Below are 14,058 nucleotides of genomic sequence, written 5' to 3' on the forward strand. Positions count from 1 at the left end.
GTGCGACAACGTGACCGTGCCGCTGGCCGGCGACGCGGGCGTCTGCCTGCCCCTGCGCTACGGTGACGCGTCGCGCCGGGCGCTCGGCGTACTGGCCGCCGCCGGGGCGCTCGGCTGGGTGACCGGCACCGCGGAGTTCGCCCGGGCCCGGATCGCGCCCGGCCCGCGCACCCGCGACGAGGTGACGAGCATGCTCGTCACCAGCGCCCTCATCCCGCCGCTCGCGGTCACCCACTGGATGCGCGGCTGGTGGCGCACCCGAGCGTCCGTTACGGACAGTCGGCGTGCGGTGGCGGGAAGTTGATGTTTACTCCTCTTGCTCGGGGCAACTGCTCTGCCATGAACGGGGGTGCGTCGACCGGTCCTGCGCTCTTCGACGCGGTGCTGCTCGACCGGGACGGCACGCTGATCGAGGACGTGCCCTACAACGGTGACCCGGAGAAGGTCCGCCCGATGCCCGGCGCCCGCGAGGCGCTGGACCGGCTGCGCGCCGCCGGGCTGCGCCTCGGCGTGGTGACCAACCAGTCCGGCCTGGCCAAGGGGCTGTTCACCGCCGCGCAGATGCGGGCGGTGCACGCCCGGGTCGAGGAACTGCTCGGCCCCTTCGACACCTGGCAGATCTGCCCGCACGACGACGGCGACGGCTGCGCCTGCCGCAAGCCCGCCCCCGGCCTGGTGCACCGGGCCGCCGCCGCGCTCGGCACCACCCCCGCCCGCTGCGTGATGGTCGGCGACATCGGCCGCGACGTCACCGCCGCGCTCGCCGCCGGCGCCACCGGCTTCCTGGTGCCCACCCCGGTCACCCGGCCCGAGGAGGTGGCCGCCGCCCCGCACGTCGCCCGCGACCTGCCGGCGGCGGTCGCGGAGATCCTCCGCCGGCAGGCGGTGGTACGACCCGCCGCCCCCCGCCCCGAGCGGGCCGGCACGGTGCTGGTGGTCCGCAGCGACTCCGCCGGCGACGTGCTGGTCACCGGCCCGGCCGTCCGGGCCGTCGCCGCCGGCGCCGAGCGGGTGGTGCTGCTGCACGGCCCGCGCGGACGCGCCGCCGCGGCCCTGCTGCCCGGCGTCGACGAGCTGATCGAGTGGCGGCTGCCCTGGATCGACGGCGATCCCGAGGCCGTCGACCCGGACGACATCCGCCGGCTCACCGACCGCCTCGCCGGGGTCCACGCCGACGAGGCCGTCGTCTTCACCTCCTTCCACCAGTCCCCGCTCCCGCTGGCCCTGCTGCTGCGGATGGCCGGGGTGCCCCGGATCAGCGCGATCAGCGACGACTACCCCGGTTCCCTGCTCGACGTCCGGCACCGGGTGCCGGTCGGCGTGCCCGAGCCGGAGCGGGCGCTCTCCCTCGCCGCCGCCGCCGGATTCGGGCTGCCGGCGGGAGACGACCCGGTGCTGCGGCTGCGCGCCGACCTGCCGGCCGTCCCGCCGCCCGCCGACCCCGGCTACGTGGTGGTGCACCCCGGCGCGTCGGTGCCCGCCCGGGCCTGCCCACCCCAGCGGTGCGCCGAGATCGTCGCCGCGCTTACCGCCGCCGGCTATCGGGTACTGGTCACCGGGGGATCGGCCGAGACCGCGCTGACCTCCCGGGTGGCCGCAGCCGGCGGCACCGACCTCGGCGGGCGGACGGACCTCGCCGGACTGGCCGGGGTGCTCGCCGGGGCGCGCTGCGTGGTGGTGGGCAACACCGGCCCGGCCCACCTCGCCGCCGCGGTCGGCACCCCGGTCATCAGCCTCTTCGCGCCCACCGTCCCGTTCGGACAGTGGGGGCCCTACCGGGTGCCCACCGTCCGCCTCGGCGATACCGAGGCGCCCTGCCGCGACACCCGCGCCGCCGTCTGCCCCGTCCCCGGACACCCCTGCCTCACCGCCGGGATCGACCCGACCCAGGTGGTCGAGGCGGTCCGGCTGCTCTCCCCCACCCACCGTCGAACAGCTGAAGGAGGGTCATGAACATCCTGCTCTGGCACGTGCACGGGTCCTGGACCACGTCCTTCGTGCACGGTCCGCACCGCTACCTGGTCCCGGTCACCCCCGACCGCGGCCCGTACGGGCTGGGCCGGGCCCGCACCTACCCGTGGCCGCACAGCGCGGTCGAGGTGACCCCCGAGGAGCTGGTCGACGCCGAGGTGGACCTGGTCGTCCTGCAACGCCCCGAGGAATTGGAGCTGGCCGAGCGGTGGCTGCGCCGCCGTCCGGGCCGGGACCTGCCGGCGATCTACGTGGAGCACAACACCCCCAGGGGCGACGTGCCGAACACCCGCCACCCGATGGCCGACCGGGACGACCTGCTGCTCACCCACGTCACGCACTTCAACGAGCTGTTCTGGAACAACGGCGGCACCCGCACCACCGTCGTCGAGCACGGCATCGTCCCGCCGGCCGTGGAGTGGACCGGTGAGCTGGACCGGCTCGCCGTGGTGACGAACGAACCGATCCGCCGGTGGCGGGTCACCGGCACCGACCTGATGCCCCGCTTCGCCGACGTCGCCCCGCTGGACGTCTTCGGGATGGGGGTGACCGGGCTGGCCGACCGGTTCGGCCTGCCCGGCGAGCGGGTGACCAGCCACGACGACCTGCCCCAGGACGTCATGCACACCGAGGTGGCCCGCCGGCGGGCGTACCTGCACCTGTGCCGGTGGACCTCGCTCGGGCTGAGCCTGATCGAGGCCATGACGATCGGCATGCCGGTCGTCGCGCTGGCCACCACCGAAGCCGTCGACGCGGTGCCGAGCGACGCCGGGGTGCTCTCCACCCGGGTCGACACGCTGGTCGAGGCGGCCCGCTGGCTGGCCGAGGACCGCGACGCCGCGTACCGGCTGGGCGCGCGGGCGCGGGAGGTGACGAAGGAACGCTTCGGGCTCGACCGGTTCCTCGCCGACTGGGACCGGATCCTTGAGGAGGAAACATGCGCATCGCGATGATCTCGGAGCACGCCAGCCCCCTCGCCGTCCTCGGCGAGGAGGACGCCGGCGGGCAGAACACCCACGTCGCGGAGCTGGCGGCGGCACTGGTCGGCGAGGGGCACGACGTGCGGGTCTACACCCGCCGCGACGCCGCCGAACTGCCGGACGTGGTGTCCGCCTCCGCCGGGTACCAGGTGCGGCACGTGCCGGCCGGCCCCGCGTCGCGGCTGCCGAAGGACGATCTGCTGCCGCACATGGGCGAGTTCGGGCGCTGGCTGGCCGAGCAGTGGGGGCGCGGCGACTGGCGCCCCGACGTGGCGCACGCCCACTTCTGGATGAGCGGGCTGGCCGCCCTGCACGCGGGGCGGCGCACCAACACCCCGGTGGTGCTGACGTACCACGCCCTCGGCACGGTCAAGCGGCGTCACCAGGGTGCCCGGGACACGAGCCCACCGGGCCGGATCGGCTACGAGCGGGCGATCGGCCGGGCCGCCGACCGGGTGATCGTGCAGTGCCAGGACGAGATCGGCGAGCTGGTCCGGCTCGGGGTGCCGCGGTCGAAGATGGCGCTGGTCCCGTCCGGGGTCAACGAGCGGATGTTCCGCCCGGAGGGGCCGGTCGCGCCGCGCGACCCGGCCCGCAAGCGGATCCTCACCGTCGGCCGGATGGTGGAGCGCAAGGGCTTCCAGGAGGTCGTCCGCGCGCTGCCCGCCGTGCCGGACGCGGAGTGCGTGGTGGTCGGCGGGCCGTCGGCCGAGCTGCTGCCGGCCGACGCGTTCGCCCGCCGGCTGCGGGCGCTCGCCGAGTCGTGCGGGGTGGCCGACCGGGTCAAGCTGGTCGGCGCGGTGCCCCGCGAGGAGATGGGCGCCTGGTACCGCTCCGCCGACGTGCTGGTCGCCGCGCCCTGGTACGAGCCGTTCGGGCTGACCCCGCTGGAGGGGATGGCCTGCGGCGTGCCGGTGATCGGCACGAACGTGGGAGGCATCGCCGACACCGTCGTCGACGGGCTGACCGGGGACCTGGTGCCGCCGCGCGACCCGCGCGCGCTGGGCGTCGCGATCCGCCGGCTGCTCGCCGACAAGGTGCGCCGCTTCGCGTACGCCACGGCGGCGCTGGACCGGATCCGCAGCCGGTACTCCTGGAAGCGCTGCGCCGAACAGTTGAGCGCGGTCTACACGGCGGTCAGCACGGTCGGACGCGTCGTACCGGCGGTGGCTTGATGAACACTGGCATGTCCACCCTCGACAGCCACCTGGCCGGGCTGGCCGCCGCGCTGCTGCCGTACCGGCGGGCCGCCGAGCGGCTGGCCGACTGGGGCACCGAGCTGGCCTGGACGCTGGCCAACGGTGGCCGGCTGCTGGCGGCGGGCAACGGGGGCAGCGCCGCCGAGGCCCAGCACCTCACCGCGGAGCTGGTCGGCAAGCTCCGCGACGACCGGGAGCCGCTCTCCGCGATCGCCCTGCACGCGGAGACCTCGGCACTGACCGCGATCGGCAACGACTACGGCTACGAGGAGGTCTTCGCCCGGCAGGTCCGCGCGCACGGCCGGGAGCACGACGTGCTGCTGCTGATGTCGACCAGCGGCAGCAGCCCGAACCTGCTGCGGGCGGTGGAGGCCGCCCGGGAGGCCGGGGTGCGCTGCTGGGCGTTCACCGGCCCGGCGCCGAACCCGCTGGCCGAGGTCTGTGACGACGCGTTGGCGGTGCCCTCGCCGGACAGCCAGGTGGTGCAGGAGCTGCACCTGGTCTCGCTGCACCTGCTCTGCGAGTACGTCGACGAGGCGCTGCCGCTGGTCCGCCAGCTGCCGCGGGCGTCGGCGCCGCGCCCGCGCGGCGCGGCGGTGTCCCGCCGGCTGACTGCCGGGGCGGACGACCGGGCCCTGGCGGTCGCCGTCAACGGCTACCCGCTCAACGGCCACGGCCACGGCCTCGCCGGCCACGGCCTCGCCGGGCACGGCGCCAACGGCCACGGCCCGAACGGGCACGCCGCCAACGGAACCGGCGGCAACGGGCCTGCCGCCAACGGGCACGGGCCGGGCCGGCGGGGGTGTCCGTCGTGAGCGGGCCGCTGGTGGTCGTCGGCGACGCGCTGCTCGACCGGGACGTGCTCGGCACCGTCAACCGGATCTGCCCGGACGCGCCGGTGCCGGTGCTCGACGAGCGGTCGGCGACCGACCGGCCGGGCGGCGCCGGGCTGGCGGCGCTGCTCGCCGCCGCCCAGGGCACCGAGGTGGCGCTGGTGACCGCCCTCGCCGACGACGCGGCGGGCGCCCGGATCGCCGAGCTGCTGACCAACGCGGGAGTCCGCCTCTACCCGCTGCGGCTGCCCGGGGCGACGCCGGAGAAGATCCGGCTGCGGGCCGGCGGGCAGACCCTGCTGAGGCTGGACCGCGGCGGCGACCCGCAGGCCCCCGGCGAGCCGCCGGAGGCGGCGCTGGAGGTGCTCGCCTCGGCCGGCGCCATCCTGGTCAGTGACTACGGCCGGGGGCTGCTCCGGCAGTCGGCGCTGCGGGCCGCGCTGGCCGACGCGACCGCGCCGGTGGTCTGGGATCCGCACCCGTTGGGGCCGGCGGCCGTGCCCGGTGCCCGGCTGACCACGCCGAACCTCGCCGAGCTGCGTCAGCTCACCGGCGACGCCGGCGCCGGAACGGCGCTGTCCACCGCCACCCGGGCCGGGCACGAGCTGCGCCGGCGGTGGCGGGTCGGCGCGGTCGCGGTGACCATGGGCCCGGACGGCGCGGTGCTCTGCCACTCCGGCAGCACCCCGCTGGTGGTGCCGCCGCCGTCCGACGTGACACACGTCGAGGACACCTGCGGCGCCGGGGACCGGTTCGCCGCCACCGCCGCCACCGCGCTGGCCGCCGGGGCGGTCACCTCCGAGGCGGTGCAGGAGGCGGTCGCCGCCGCATCGGCGTACGTGGCCGCCGGCGGGGCCGCCGGGCTGGCCCGGGCCGACGGCGAGCCGGCCCGGTCGCGCCGCCCGGCCTCCGCCGTCGAAGACCTCGTCGCCCGGGTACGCGCCGACGGCGGCACCGTGGTCGCCACCGGTGGCTGCTTCGACATCCTGCACGCCGGGCACCTGGCCACCCTCCAGGCGGCCCGCCGGCTCGGTGACTGCCTGGTGGTCTGCCTCAACTCCGACCGCAGCGTGCGCGCCCTCAAGGGGCCGCAGCGCCCGGTCAACGGCGAGGCGGACCGGGCCCGGCTGCTGGCGGGGCTGGACTGCGTGGACGCGGTCGTGGTCTTCGACGAGCCCACCCCGGCGACCGCGCTGGCCCGGCTGCGCCCGGACGTCTGGGTCAAGGGGGGCGACTACGCCGGCGACGGCGCCCCCGAGCTGCCCGAGGCCGAGCTGGTACGCGGCTGGGGCGGCCGGGTGGTGACCGTCCCGTACCTGGCGGGCCGGTCCACCACCGCCACGATCACCGCCGCGCGGTCGCGCGGCGCACGACTGGTCAAGGGAGCGAGATGAGCAGGGACCTGAACGGATCAGCGGTACTCGTCACGGGCGGGTCGAGCGGGCTCGGCGCGGCGGTGGTGACCGCGGTGACCAAGGCCGGCGGCCGGCCGTACGTGCTGGACCGGCAGGCACCGGCCGACGGGGTGCCGTGGGTCGAGTGCGACCTGGCCGACACCCGGGCCGCCGAGGAGGCCACCCGGCGGATCGCCGAGCAGGCGGGCGGGCTGGACGGCCTGGTCACCGCCGCCGGCATGGACGTGCCGGGGAAGCTGGCCGACGTGCCCGGGGAGACCTGGGACCGGATCGTCGGGATCAACCTGCTCGGCACGGCCGCGGTGATCCGGGCGGCGCTGCCCGAGCTGGAGCGGTCGCACGGCACGGTGGTCACCGTGGCGTCCACGCTGGGCATCAAGGCGGTCAGTGACGCCACCGCGTACTGCGCGGCGAAGTTCGGGGTGGTCGGCTTCACCCGGGCGCTCGCCGCCGAACTGGCCGGGAAGGTCGGGGTGACCCTGCTGATCCCGGGCGGCATGCGCACCGCCTTCTTCGACGACCGCGACGCGCAGTACAAGCCGGGGCCGGACGCGATCCTCAACGACCCGGCCGACACCGCCGCCGCGGTCATGTTCGCGCTGTCGCAGCCGGCCGGGTGTGCCGTCCGCGAGCTGGTGGTCTGCGCCGAGCAGGAGTCGTCGTACCCGTGATCCTGGTGCTCCGGGCGCTCGGCGTCGGCGACCTCGCGACCGGGGTGCCGGCGCTGCGCGCGGTGCGGGCCGCGTACCCCGGCGAGGAGCTGGCGCTGGTCGCGCCGCGCTGGCTGAGGCCGCTGGTCGACCTGGTCGGCGGCGTCGACCGGCTGGTCGAGGCGGACGGGCTTGGCCACCTGGGGTGGTCCGGCCCGCCGCCGGAGCTGGCGGTCAACCTGCACGGGCGGGGCCCGCAGTCGCACCGGATGCTGGCCGGCGTGCGGCCGGGCCGGCTGCTGGCCTTCGCCAACGCCGAGGCCGGCCACCACGACGGGCCGGACTGGTTCGCCGAGGAGCACGAGATCGACCGGTGGTGCCGGCTGCTGTCCTGGTACGGCATCCCCGCCGACCGCACCGATCTGGCGCTACGCCGCCCGGTGCCGGGCCGGCTGCCGACCGGGGTGAGCATCGTGCACCCGGGGGCGAAGGCGGCGCAGCGGCGCTGGCCGCCGGCCCGCTTCGCCCAGGTGGCCCGGGAGCTGACCGCCCGGGGCCACCGGGTGGTGGTCACCGGCAGCGCGGGCGAGCGGAGCATCGCCGAGCAGGTCCGCGTCCTGGCCGGGCTGCCGGCCGAGGCGGTGCTGGCCGGGCGGACCGACCTCGGCGAGCTCGCCGCGCTGGTCGCGCACGCCCGCCTGCTGATCAGCGGCGACACCGGGATCGGGCATCTGGCCACCGGGTACGGCACCCCGTCCGTGCTGCTCTTCGGCCCGGTGCCGCCGGCGCAGTGGGGGCCGCCGCCGGACCGGCCCTGGCACCAGGCGCTCTGGGTGGGGCAGCGCCGGCCGGTCGACGACGGGAGCGTGCATCCCGCGCTGGCCGCGCTGGACGTGCCGGCGGTGCTGGCCGCGGTGCGACGGGTGGAACGCGGCGCGGCGGCCCGGCCCACCCCCTTGGCTACCCGCCGGTAGGTTCCGGCCGTAGGCTGGGGCGGTGAGCGGGGAGATCGAGTACATCCAGGAGTTCGTGGACGTCGACGGGGCGCGCATCGGGGTGCAGGTGTACCCCGAGCCCGACGGCCCGGCCGGCGCGCCGGTGGTGGTGATCTGGCCGGCGATGGGGGTGCGGGCCCGCTACTACCGTCCGTTCGCCGCCGCACTGCGCGACGCCGGCCTCGCCGTGGTCGTCGCCGACCTGCGCGGCACCGGCGCCAGCACTCCCCCGCCCTCGCGCGCCTGCCGGTACGGCTACGCCGAGCTGGCCGGCGACGTCGGCGCGGTCCTCGACGCGCTGAAGCCCCGGCTGGACGGGCGGACCCGGCTGTTGCTCGGGCACTCCCTCGGCGGGCAGGCGGCCCTGCTGCACCTGGCGGTGCACGGCGCCGACGCGGTCGACGGGCTCGCCCTGCTCGCGGTCGGCGTGCCGTACTGGCGGGGCTACCCGGGCGCCCGGGGCTACGGCGTGCTGCCGTACACCCAGGGGATCGCGGCGGTCGCCCGGGCGCTCGGCGTCTGGCCGGGCTGGGGTTTCGGCGGCCGGCAGGCCCGCGGGGTGATCCGGGACTGGGCGTACACCGCCCGGACCGGCCGGTTCCCGGTGCTGGACGGGGTGGACGCCGAGGCCGCCGTGCGCCGGCTGGACCTGCCGGTGCTCGCGGTCAGCGTCGACGACGACCAGTACACCCCGCACGGCACCCTGGACCACCTCTGCGCCAAGCTCACCGCCGCCCGGGTGACCCGGCAGCGCTACACCGCCACCGAGGCCGGCGCCTCGCTGGACCACTTCAGCTGGATCCGCGCCGGCGCACCCCTGGCCGCCCGGGTGGCCGCCTTCACCGCGGCCCTGCCCCGCCGCTGACCCACGCCCTCCGCGTCGACCGGCGCGGATCCTCATGGTGTGGTGCGCGGTCGGACGGCGAGAGCCGCCCGACCGCCGGAATCACTCCACCTGGTCCACGGGGATCATCTTGCCGTTCCGCTCGACGCGGGTCTCGCCGCGCTTGGCGGGCGGCTTCTGCTCGGCGGTCTCCCGGCGTGGGTCGTTGCCCGGGTGCATCAACACCGCGTCGGTGGACCCGGTCTTCTCGCGGCTCTCGTCCGGCTGGGACATGTCGCCTCCTCACGGTCGGTCTCCGTGCCGTGGCCTACCCCGCGACCGCCGATCGACGCCTGGCCGGCACGCCGCACCCCGGCACGAACGACGTGGGGACGGGCGTCCCGGGCTTCGGTGCGTAACCGCGCGATCGGTGGGTATGCCGCTGCGCCCGAACAGGTGGAGGGGGATCATCAGATGTCCGAACGGCACACCGCACTGCGCTCGATGCACGATCTGGGCCTGGCGGCCTGGTTCGGTGGCTCCCTGATGGGAGCGTTTGGCGTGAACGGGGCGGCGGCGAAGATCAGCGACTCGACCCAACGACTCCCGGCCGCCTCGGCCGGGTGGTCCCGGTGGACGCCGGTGAACGCGGCGGCGATCGGCGCGCACCTGGCCGGCGCGGTCGGTGAACTGGCCACGGAGAGCCCGCGGGTGATGGCCCAGTCGGGGGTGGCCAAGATGAGCGCGGTCAAGACGGCGCTGACCGTCGGCGCACTCGCGGTGACCGGCTACAGCCGGTTGCTCGGAATGAGGTTGGAGAAGGCCGGCAACGCGCCGGTCGAGGGGACCACCGAGCCCAACTACCAGACGCCCTCGGACGTGGCGTCCCAGCAGCGGCAGATGAAGGTGCTGCAGTGGACGATCCCGGCGTTGACCGGGGCGCTGGTGGTGGTCTCGGCGTACATGGGCGAGCAGCAGAAGCCCGGCCAGGTGTTCCGCGGGATGCTGGGGCGCGCGGGCGGGTTGATGAGCGCGCCGGGGGCGATGGGAAAGATGATGGCGATGGGGGCGAGCAAGCGCCGGATGGCCATGGCCGGCTGACCGGCCCGCCGGGACCGGCCGGTACGGGGCCCGGCCGTCGCGACGTCGACGGCGGGCCCCGCGCCGGTGGGACGCGAGCCTTGCCCTGGGTGGGGACGCCCCGGGCGGGACATGAGCAGCGAGGTGGCGATGACGGCGAACAAGGGACCGAGGCGCGACGGCGGACGCGGGCCGGAGTCGGTCGCCCCGTGGGGCACCACGGACGGCTTCGACGCGGACCCGCCCTGGGGCACCGGCGGGGACGACCCGATGGACGAGGGCAGCGAGGAGACGGCCGTACCGGAGGGCCACCGCGGTGAGCGTCGCGCCGGCGCGACGCCGGGACCGTCCGGGCGCGCCGGGCGGCACGGTTTCGGCTCGGTGGAACCGACCCGGACCACCGAGGCCGGGCCGGGCGCACCGCCGGATCCGGCGCCTTCGCTGCGGTCGTTCCCGGACGACACGGCCGGCGGCGACCTGCCGGACAACTCCCTGGAGGAATCGACCGGGATGCACCCGGAGGGGGTGAGCAGGGAGTGATCCGGCCGGTGTGACCGGTCGGGTCCGGGGCCGGAGACGGGCCATGGCCCGCTCGCACCCGGGCGACACATACCCTGCGCGGGCCGGCGGCGGCCCGCGTCTGCCACGACGAACGACCACGCGGCGGTCCGGATCCTCCGGGCCGCCGCGACGCGTACGACCTGACGACCGGCACGCGCGCATCCATATTCATTGACGCCCGGGGCGCCGCCGACGCGGCGCCCCGGGCGTCATCCGGCCCCGGCCCGGTTCAGGAGCCGGTGCCGTCCACCTCGTCCGCGGGCGGGGGTGGCGGCTCGGCGACCGGGCGACCGGTCTCGTCCACCAACCCGGGGGCCATGCTGCCGCCGTGCGCCTCCTCGGCCTCGCGGACCCGCCGGGCCCGCGCGTCGTCCGGCACACCCGGCCGCTGCTCCTCGTGCGTCATGCGCTCCTCCGTCCGTCCCCCGGGCGGTACCCGCGCCGTTGGGCGACAAACCGGTCAGACCGGGGCGTGCTGCGGGACCGGGGCCACCCCGAGCAGCTCGGCCAGCCGGCCGGCGTCGCGCTGGGCCTGCCCCTCGCAGCAGTTGTTGAACAACACGTGCAGCTCACCGGAGTGGTCGCCCAGGTCGGTCAGCAGCTCCGCCCACCGGCGCAGCTCGCCGTCGGAGTAGGCGTACCGGAACCGGTCCTCCTTGCTGCCGCCCGCCCAGTGCGGGCTGTGCCCGTGGAACCGGACCACCGCCGGCTCGGCCGTGGCGATCATGATGGGCGGCACCGACGACGGGTGCCCCTGCGGCATGTCCACGCAGACCATCGAGAGGTCGCGGTCGGCCAGGAAGGTCACCGTCTCGGCCGCCGCGTCACCGTCGAACCAGGAGCCGTGCCGCAGCTCGACCGCGACCCGCCAGGGCCGGCACCGGTCGGCCAGGTCGAGGATCCGGCGCCGGGCGCCCTCGCTCCGGGCCAGCCAGGGCGGGAACTGCAGCAGCACGGCACCGAGCCGGTCGGCCGCCGCGAGCGGTTCCAGCGCCGCGCGGAACCGGTCCCACAGCTCCTCGTACGACGACTCGGGCAGGTCACGCCAGCGGATCCGGGTCGGGCCGGCGGCGGGACGTAGCTCCTTCGGCAGCATCGTCACCGGGGTCGGGTGGCCGGTGAAGAGGCTGAACGCCTTGACGTCGAAGGTGAAGCCGGGCGGGGTGGCGTCCACCCAGCCGTGCGTGGTCTCCGGCGCCGGCACCGCGTAGTACGAGGTGTCCACCTCGACCAGTGGGAAGTTCCGGGCGTAGAACGCCAGCCGGTCGGCCGGAGTCCGGGCCGCCTTCGGATACCAGCCGGAGCGGAGCAGGGTCTGGTCCGCCCAGGAGGAGGTGCCGACCTTAATCACAGCCATGTCATTCAGTGCACCGCCGTACGGCCGGATCGGCAACCGCTGGCGGGGGCGCGGCGGCCCGGAACTGTCGGTGACCCGTGGCATCGTGAGGCCGACGAATCGAGGAAGGGTGGGCGGATGACCACTTCGGAGCAGGTCCGCACCGATGAGCGGGCCGATCTTCTGCAGACCATCACCCAGCAGCGCGGCTTCCTGCGGCACACCGTGCGCGGGTTGACCGACGAGCAGGCGGCGACCCGCAGCACGGTCAGCGCGCTCTGCCTGGGCGGGCTGATCAAGCACGTGGCGCTGGTCGAGGAACGCTGGATGCGGTTCGCCGTCGGCGGCGCCGAGGCCATGCAGAGCGAGCAGGTCGACTGGGAGGCGGTGTTCCGGATGACCGAGGGCGACACCCTGGCCGGCCTCCTGGACCGCTACGCCGAGGTCGCCGCCCGCACCGACGAGCTGATCGCCACCCGCGACCTGGACGCGTCCCGGCCGCTGCCGGCCGCGCCCTGGTTCGAGCCGGGCGCGAGCTGGTCGTTCCGCCGGGTGGTGCTGCACGTCATCGCCGAGACCTCGCAGCACGCCGGGCACGCCGACATCCTGCGCGAGTCGATCGACGGCCAGAAGACGATGGGCTGAGGGCGGCGGATCAGCGGGGGCGGTCGACCACGGTGTGGGTCAGCCCGAACAGGAACGGCCGTCCTCGGTCCCCACCCGGTCACCCGGCGTCGCCCGCGCCTCCTCCCGTGGGGAGTCGGGCACCGAACGAACCCGGGCGGCCACACAGCGCCAGGATGCCCGACGCTGCCCTCGGCTGCGTGACCGGCCGACCGGGCGTGATCGGCGCCACGCCGCCGGCCGTGATGTGACGTCTCAAGGTCCGCTGGCGCTGAGGGACACGAGATGAAGGCACATCGGATGGACCAGGAAACCGTCGAGCGGCTGCTCGTCGGGCCGGTCGTGGACCCCAGGGACGGGCGGGAGCCGCTCGCGGCGCTGCTGACCGCGGTCCGCGCCGCGCCGCGCCCCGCCGAGCTGCGGGGGGAGCACGCCGCGATGCAGGCGTTCCGCCTCGCCCGCGCCGGCGCACCGCTGGCCGTACCCGTACCCGTACCCGTGACCGCCCGCGCCGGACGCCCGGGCGTGCTCGGCCGCGTGGCCGGGCTGAAGATCGCCGTCGCGGGCCTCGCCGTGGCCGCCACCGGCGGGGTCGCGCTCGCCGCCGCCACCGGCGCCCTGCCCGGGCCGCTGCACCGCCCCGATGTCCGCCCCGTGGCCCCGTCCGTCGGACCCACCGGCGGCGCCTCCGCCACCAGCCACCCCTCCCCCGCCGGCACGCCGTCCACCATGGACCCGACCCGGCCGAGGGCGAGCGCACCGAGCGTCGGTCTGTGCCGGGCCTACCGGGCGGGCGCGGGGGACAACCCCGGCCGGACCCTCGACAACCCGGTCTTCTCCGACCTGATCCGCGACGCCGGCGGTCGCGAGAAGGTGGCCGGGTACTGCGACCAGGTCACCGGCGAGGCGGCGAGCCCCACCAGGCCGAGCGCCCCGGAGAGCACCCGCCCGCCGGCGACCGCGACCGCCCGGCCGGACGCCCGGCCCTCCCGCGCCTCCATCTCCTCGGCGTCGACGCCCGCCCGCCCGACCAATCCCGGCCCGCGCTGAGCCGGGGAGCGGCCGGCTCTCCGGGCCGGACGGCGGGGGCTGGATACCGTGGCGGGATGGAATCGGTCTGGGACTACCCGCGTCCGCCCCGGCTGGAGCGGACCCCGCGCCGGGTCGTGATCCGGCACGCCGGGGTGACGGTGGTCGACAGCGCTGCTGGCGGGTGCTGGAGACGTCGCACCCGCCGGTCTACTACGTCCCCCGGGCTGACTTCACCGGCGGCCGGTTGGCGCCGTCGGCCGGGCGCACCTGGTGCGAATGGAAGGGCGAGGCCAGCTACTGGGACCTGGTCGTCGGTGACGTCCGGGTCCGCGAGGCGGCCTGGTCGTACGAGCACCCCACCCCGGCGTACGCCGACCTGACCGGCGCGGTCGCCTTCTATCCCGGGCGGGTGGACGAGTGCCAGGTCGACGGTGAGCGGGTCGCGGTCCAGCCGGGCGACTTCTACGGCGGGTGGATCACCAGCGACGTCACCGGGCCGTTCAAGGGCGCCCCGGGCACCGCCGGTTGGTGAGCCCGGGCGGTGGGGCTGATAGCTTGC

Annotated in this window: 16 protein-coding genes and 1 pseudogene; 14 read left to right on the top strand and 3 right to left on the bottom strand. The window is 76.2% G+C overall.

All coding sequences use genetic code 11. The annotated features are described in order from the left end of the window. The 9 genes and pseudogenes from V6U81_RS21585 to V6U81_RS21625 form a co-directional block, all read left to right on the top strand. Nucleotides 1-304 (top strand): annotated as a pseudogene (locus tag V6U81_RS21585) (hypothetical protein); the annotation flags it as partial. Next, the gene (locus V6U81_RS21590) at nt 304-1,953 is read left to right on the top strand and encodes an HAD-IIIA family hydrolase (protein WP_420884056.1); all 1,650 of its coding nucleotides are present in this window, start codon (nt 304-306) and stop codon (nt 1,951-1,953) included. The pseudogene V6U81_RS21585 and the gene V6U81_RS21590, both read left to right, overlap by 1 nt. Then, nucleotides 1,950-2,924: a glycosyltransferase gene (locus tag V6U81_RS21595; protein ID WP_334491693.1), complete on the top strand. Its 975-nt coding sequence runs from the start codon at nt 1,950-1,952 to the stop codon at nt 2,922-2,924. Before V6U81_RS21590 ends, V6U81_RS21595 begins: the two co-directional genes overlap by 4 nt. After that, nucleotides 2,909-4,126, top strand: coding sequence for a glycosyltransferase (locus V6U81_RS21600; protein ID WP_334491694.1), 1,218 nt, complete (start codon nt 2,909-2,911; stop codon nt 4,124-4,126). Before V6U81_RS21595 ends, V6U81_RS21600 begins: the two co-directional genes overlap by 16 nt. Further along, on the top strand, nt 4,126-4,965 hold the full coding sequence (locus V6U81_RS21605; RefSeq protein WP_420884057.1) for a D-sedoheptulose-7-phosphate isomerase: 840 nt from the start codon (nt 4,126-4,128) through the stop codon (nt 4,963-4,965). The genes V6U81_RS21600 and V6U81_RS21605 overlap by 1 nt, the downstream gene beginning before the upstream one ends. Next, complete coding sequence (locus tag V6U81_RS21610; RefSeq protein ID WP_334491695.1) at nt 4,962-6,377, top strand: PfkB family carbohydrate kinase; 1,416 nt, start codon at nt 4,962-4,964, stop codon at nt 6,375-6,377. The genes V6U81_RS21605 and V6U81_RS21610 overlap by 4 nt, the downstream gene beginning before the upstream one ends. Beyond that, on the top strand, nt 6,374-7,069 hold the full coding sequence (locus V6U81_RS21615) for an SDR family oxidoreductase (RefSeq protein WP_420884058.1): 696 nt from the start codon (nt 6,374-6,376) through the stop codon (nt 7,067-7,069). The genes V6U81_RS21610 and V6U81_RS21615 overlap by 4 nt, the downstream gene beginning before the upstream one ends. Beyond that, nucleotides 7,066-8,022, top strand: a complete 957-nt coding sequence (locus V6U81_RS21620) for a glycosyltransferase family 9 protein (protein WP_334491696.1) — start codon at nt 7,066-7,068, stop codon at nt 8,020-8,022. The genes V6U81_RS21615 and V6U81_RS21620 overlap by 4 nt, the downstream gene beginning before the upstream one ends. A 22-nt stretch (nt 8,023-8,044) precedes the next feature. Further along, entirely contained in the window at nt 8,045-8,908 is an 864-nt protein-coding gene (locus tag V6U81_RS21625) for an alpha/beta hydrolase family protein (RefSeq protein ID WP_334491697.1), read from the top strand. A gap of 81 nt (nt 8,909-8,989) precedes the next feature. Here V6U81_RS21625 and V6U81_RS21630 read toward each other — a convergent pair whose 3' ends face one another. Beyond that, nucleotides 8,990-9,160, bottom strand: coding sequence for a hypothetical protein (locus V6U81_RS21630; RefSeq protein ID WP_334491698.1), 171 nt, complete (start codon nt 9,158-9,160; stop codon nt 8,990-8,992). Nucleotides 9,161-9,340: 180 nt separating this feature from the next. Between V6U81_RS21630 and V6U81_RS21635 the strand changes: the two genes are divergently transcribed. Next, nucleotides 9,341-9,967 (top strand): hypothetical protein, encoded by a 627-nt coding sequence (locus V6U81_RS21635; RefSeq protein ID WP_334491699.1) that lies wholly within the window; start codon nt 9,341-9,343, stop codon nt 9,965-9,967. A 111-nt stretch (nt 9,968-10,078) separates the two neighbouring features. Continuing rightward, nucleotides 10,079-10,486, top strand: a complete 408-nt coding sequence (locus V6U81_RS21640; protein ID WP_334491700.1) for a hypothetical protein — start codon at nt 10,079-10,081, stop codon at nt 10,484-10,486. 250 nt (nt 10,487-10,736) lie between these two features. Here V6U81_RS21640 and V6U81_RS21645 read toward each other — a convergent pair whose 3' ends face one another. Further along, nucleotides 10,737-10,913, bottom strand: coding sequence for a GTPase activator (locus tag V6U81_RS21645; protein WP_334491701.1), 177 nt, complete (start codon nt 10,911-10,913; stop codon nt 10,737-10,739). Between the two features lie 54 nt (nt 10,914-10,967). Continuing rightward, nucleotides 10,968-11,864, bottom strand: coding sequence for a DUF72 domain-containing protein (locus V6U81_RS21650; RefSeq protein WP_334491702.1), 897 nt, complete (start codon nt 11,862-11,864; stop codon nt 10,968-10,970). 117 nt (nt 11,865-11,981) lie between these two features. Here V6U81_RS21650 and V6U81_RS21655 point away from each other — a divergent pair, with 117 nt between their 5' ends. From V6U81_RS21655 to V6U81_RS21665, 3 genes are all read left to right on the top strand, one after another. Further along, nucleotides 11,982-12,488 carry a DinB family protein gene (locus V6U81_RS21655; protein ID WP_334491703.1) on the top strand — a complete coding sequence of 169 codons (507 nt, stop codon included), beginning with the start codon at nt 11,982-11,984 and terminating at the stop codon, nt 12,486-12,488. Nucleotides 12,489-12,752: 264 nt separating this feature from the next. Then, nucleotides 12,753-13,517 carry a hypothetical protein gene (locus V6U81_RS21660; RefSeq protein WP_334491704.1) on the top strand — a complete coding sequence of 255 codons (765 nt, stop codon included), beginning with the start codon at nt 12,753-12,755 and terminating at the stop codon, nt 13,515-13,517. Between the two features lie 163 nt (nt 13,518-13,680). Continuing rightward, a complete protein-coding gene (locus V6U81_RS21665; RefSeq protein WP_334491705.1) occupies nt 13,681-14,031 on the top strand; it encodes a DUF427 domain-containing protein in 351 nt (116 codons plus the stop codon). Nucleotides 14,032-14,058 lie beyond the last annotated feature (27 nt).

Origin of the sequence: Micromonospora lacuserhaii (genome assembly GCF_036902735.1) — a bacterium.
Lineage (GTDB): Bacteria > Actinomycetota > Actinomycetes > Mycobacteriales > Micromonosporaceae > Micromonospora.

What these genes read in the sequence shown, in the direction of transcription:
- V6U81_RS21590 (WP_420884056.1), top strand. Translation starts at nt 304, where the DNA reads ATGTTTACTCCTCTTGCTCGGGGCAACTGCTCTGCCATGAACGGGGGT.
- V6U81_RS21595 (WP_334491693.1), top strand. Translation starts at nt 1,950, where the DNA reads ATGAACATCCTGCTCTGGCACGTGCACGGGTCCTGGACCACGTCCTTC.
- V6U81_RS21600 (WP_334491694.1), top strand. Translation starts at nt 2,909, where the DNA reads ATGCGCATCGCGATGATCTCGGAGCACGCCAGCCCCCTCGCCGTCCTC.
- V6U81_RS21605 (WP_420884057.1), top strand. Translation starts at nt 4,126, where the DNA reads ATGAACACTGGCATGTCCACCCTCGACAGCCACCTGGCCGGGCTGGCC.
- V6U81_RS21615 (WP_420884058.1), top strand. Translation starts at nt 6,374, where the DNA reads ATGAGCAGGGACCTGAACGGATCAGCGGTACTCGTCACGGGCGGGTCG.
- V6U81_RS21630 (WP_334491698.1), bottom strand. Translation starts at nt 9,160, where the DNA reads ATGTCCCAGCCGGACGAGAGCCGCGAGAAGACCGGGTCCACCGACGCG.
- V6U81_RS21635 (WP_334491699.1), top strand. Translation starts at nt 9,341, where the DNA reads ATGTCCGAACGGCACACCGCACTGCGCTCGATGCACGATCTGGGCCTG.
- V6U81_RS21640 (WP_334491700.1), top strand. Translation starts at nt 10,079, where the DNA reads ATGAGCAGCGAGGTGGCGATGACGGCGAACAAGGGACCGAGGCGCGAC.
- V6U81_RS21645 (WP_334491701.1), bottom strand. Translation starts at nt 10,913, where the DNA reads ATGACGCACGAGGAGCAGCGGCCGGGTGTGCCGGACGACGCGCGGGCC.
- V6U81_RS21650 (WP_334491702.1), bottom strand. Translation starts at nt 11,864, where the DNA reads ATGGCTGTGATTAAGGTCGGCACCTCCTCCTGGGCGGACCAGACCCTG.
- V6U81_RS21655 (WP_334491703.1), top strand. Translation starts at nt 11,982, where the DNA reads ATGACCACTTCGGAGCAGGTCCGCACCGATGAGCGGGCCGATCTTCTG.
- V6U81_RS21660 (WP_334491704.1), top strand. Translation starts at nt 12,753, where the DNA reads ATGAAGGCACATCGGATGGACCAGGAAACCGTCGAGCGGCTGCTCGTC.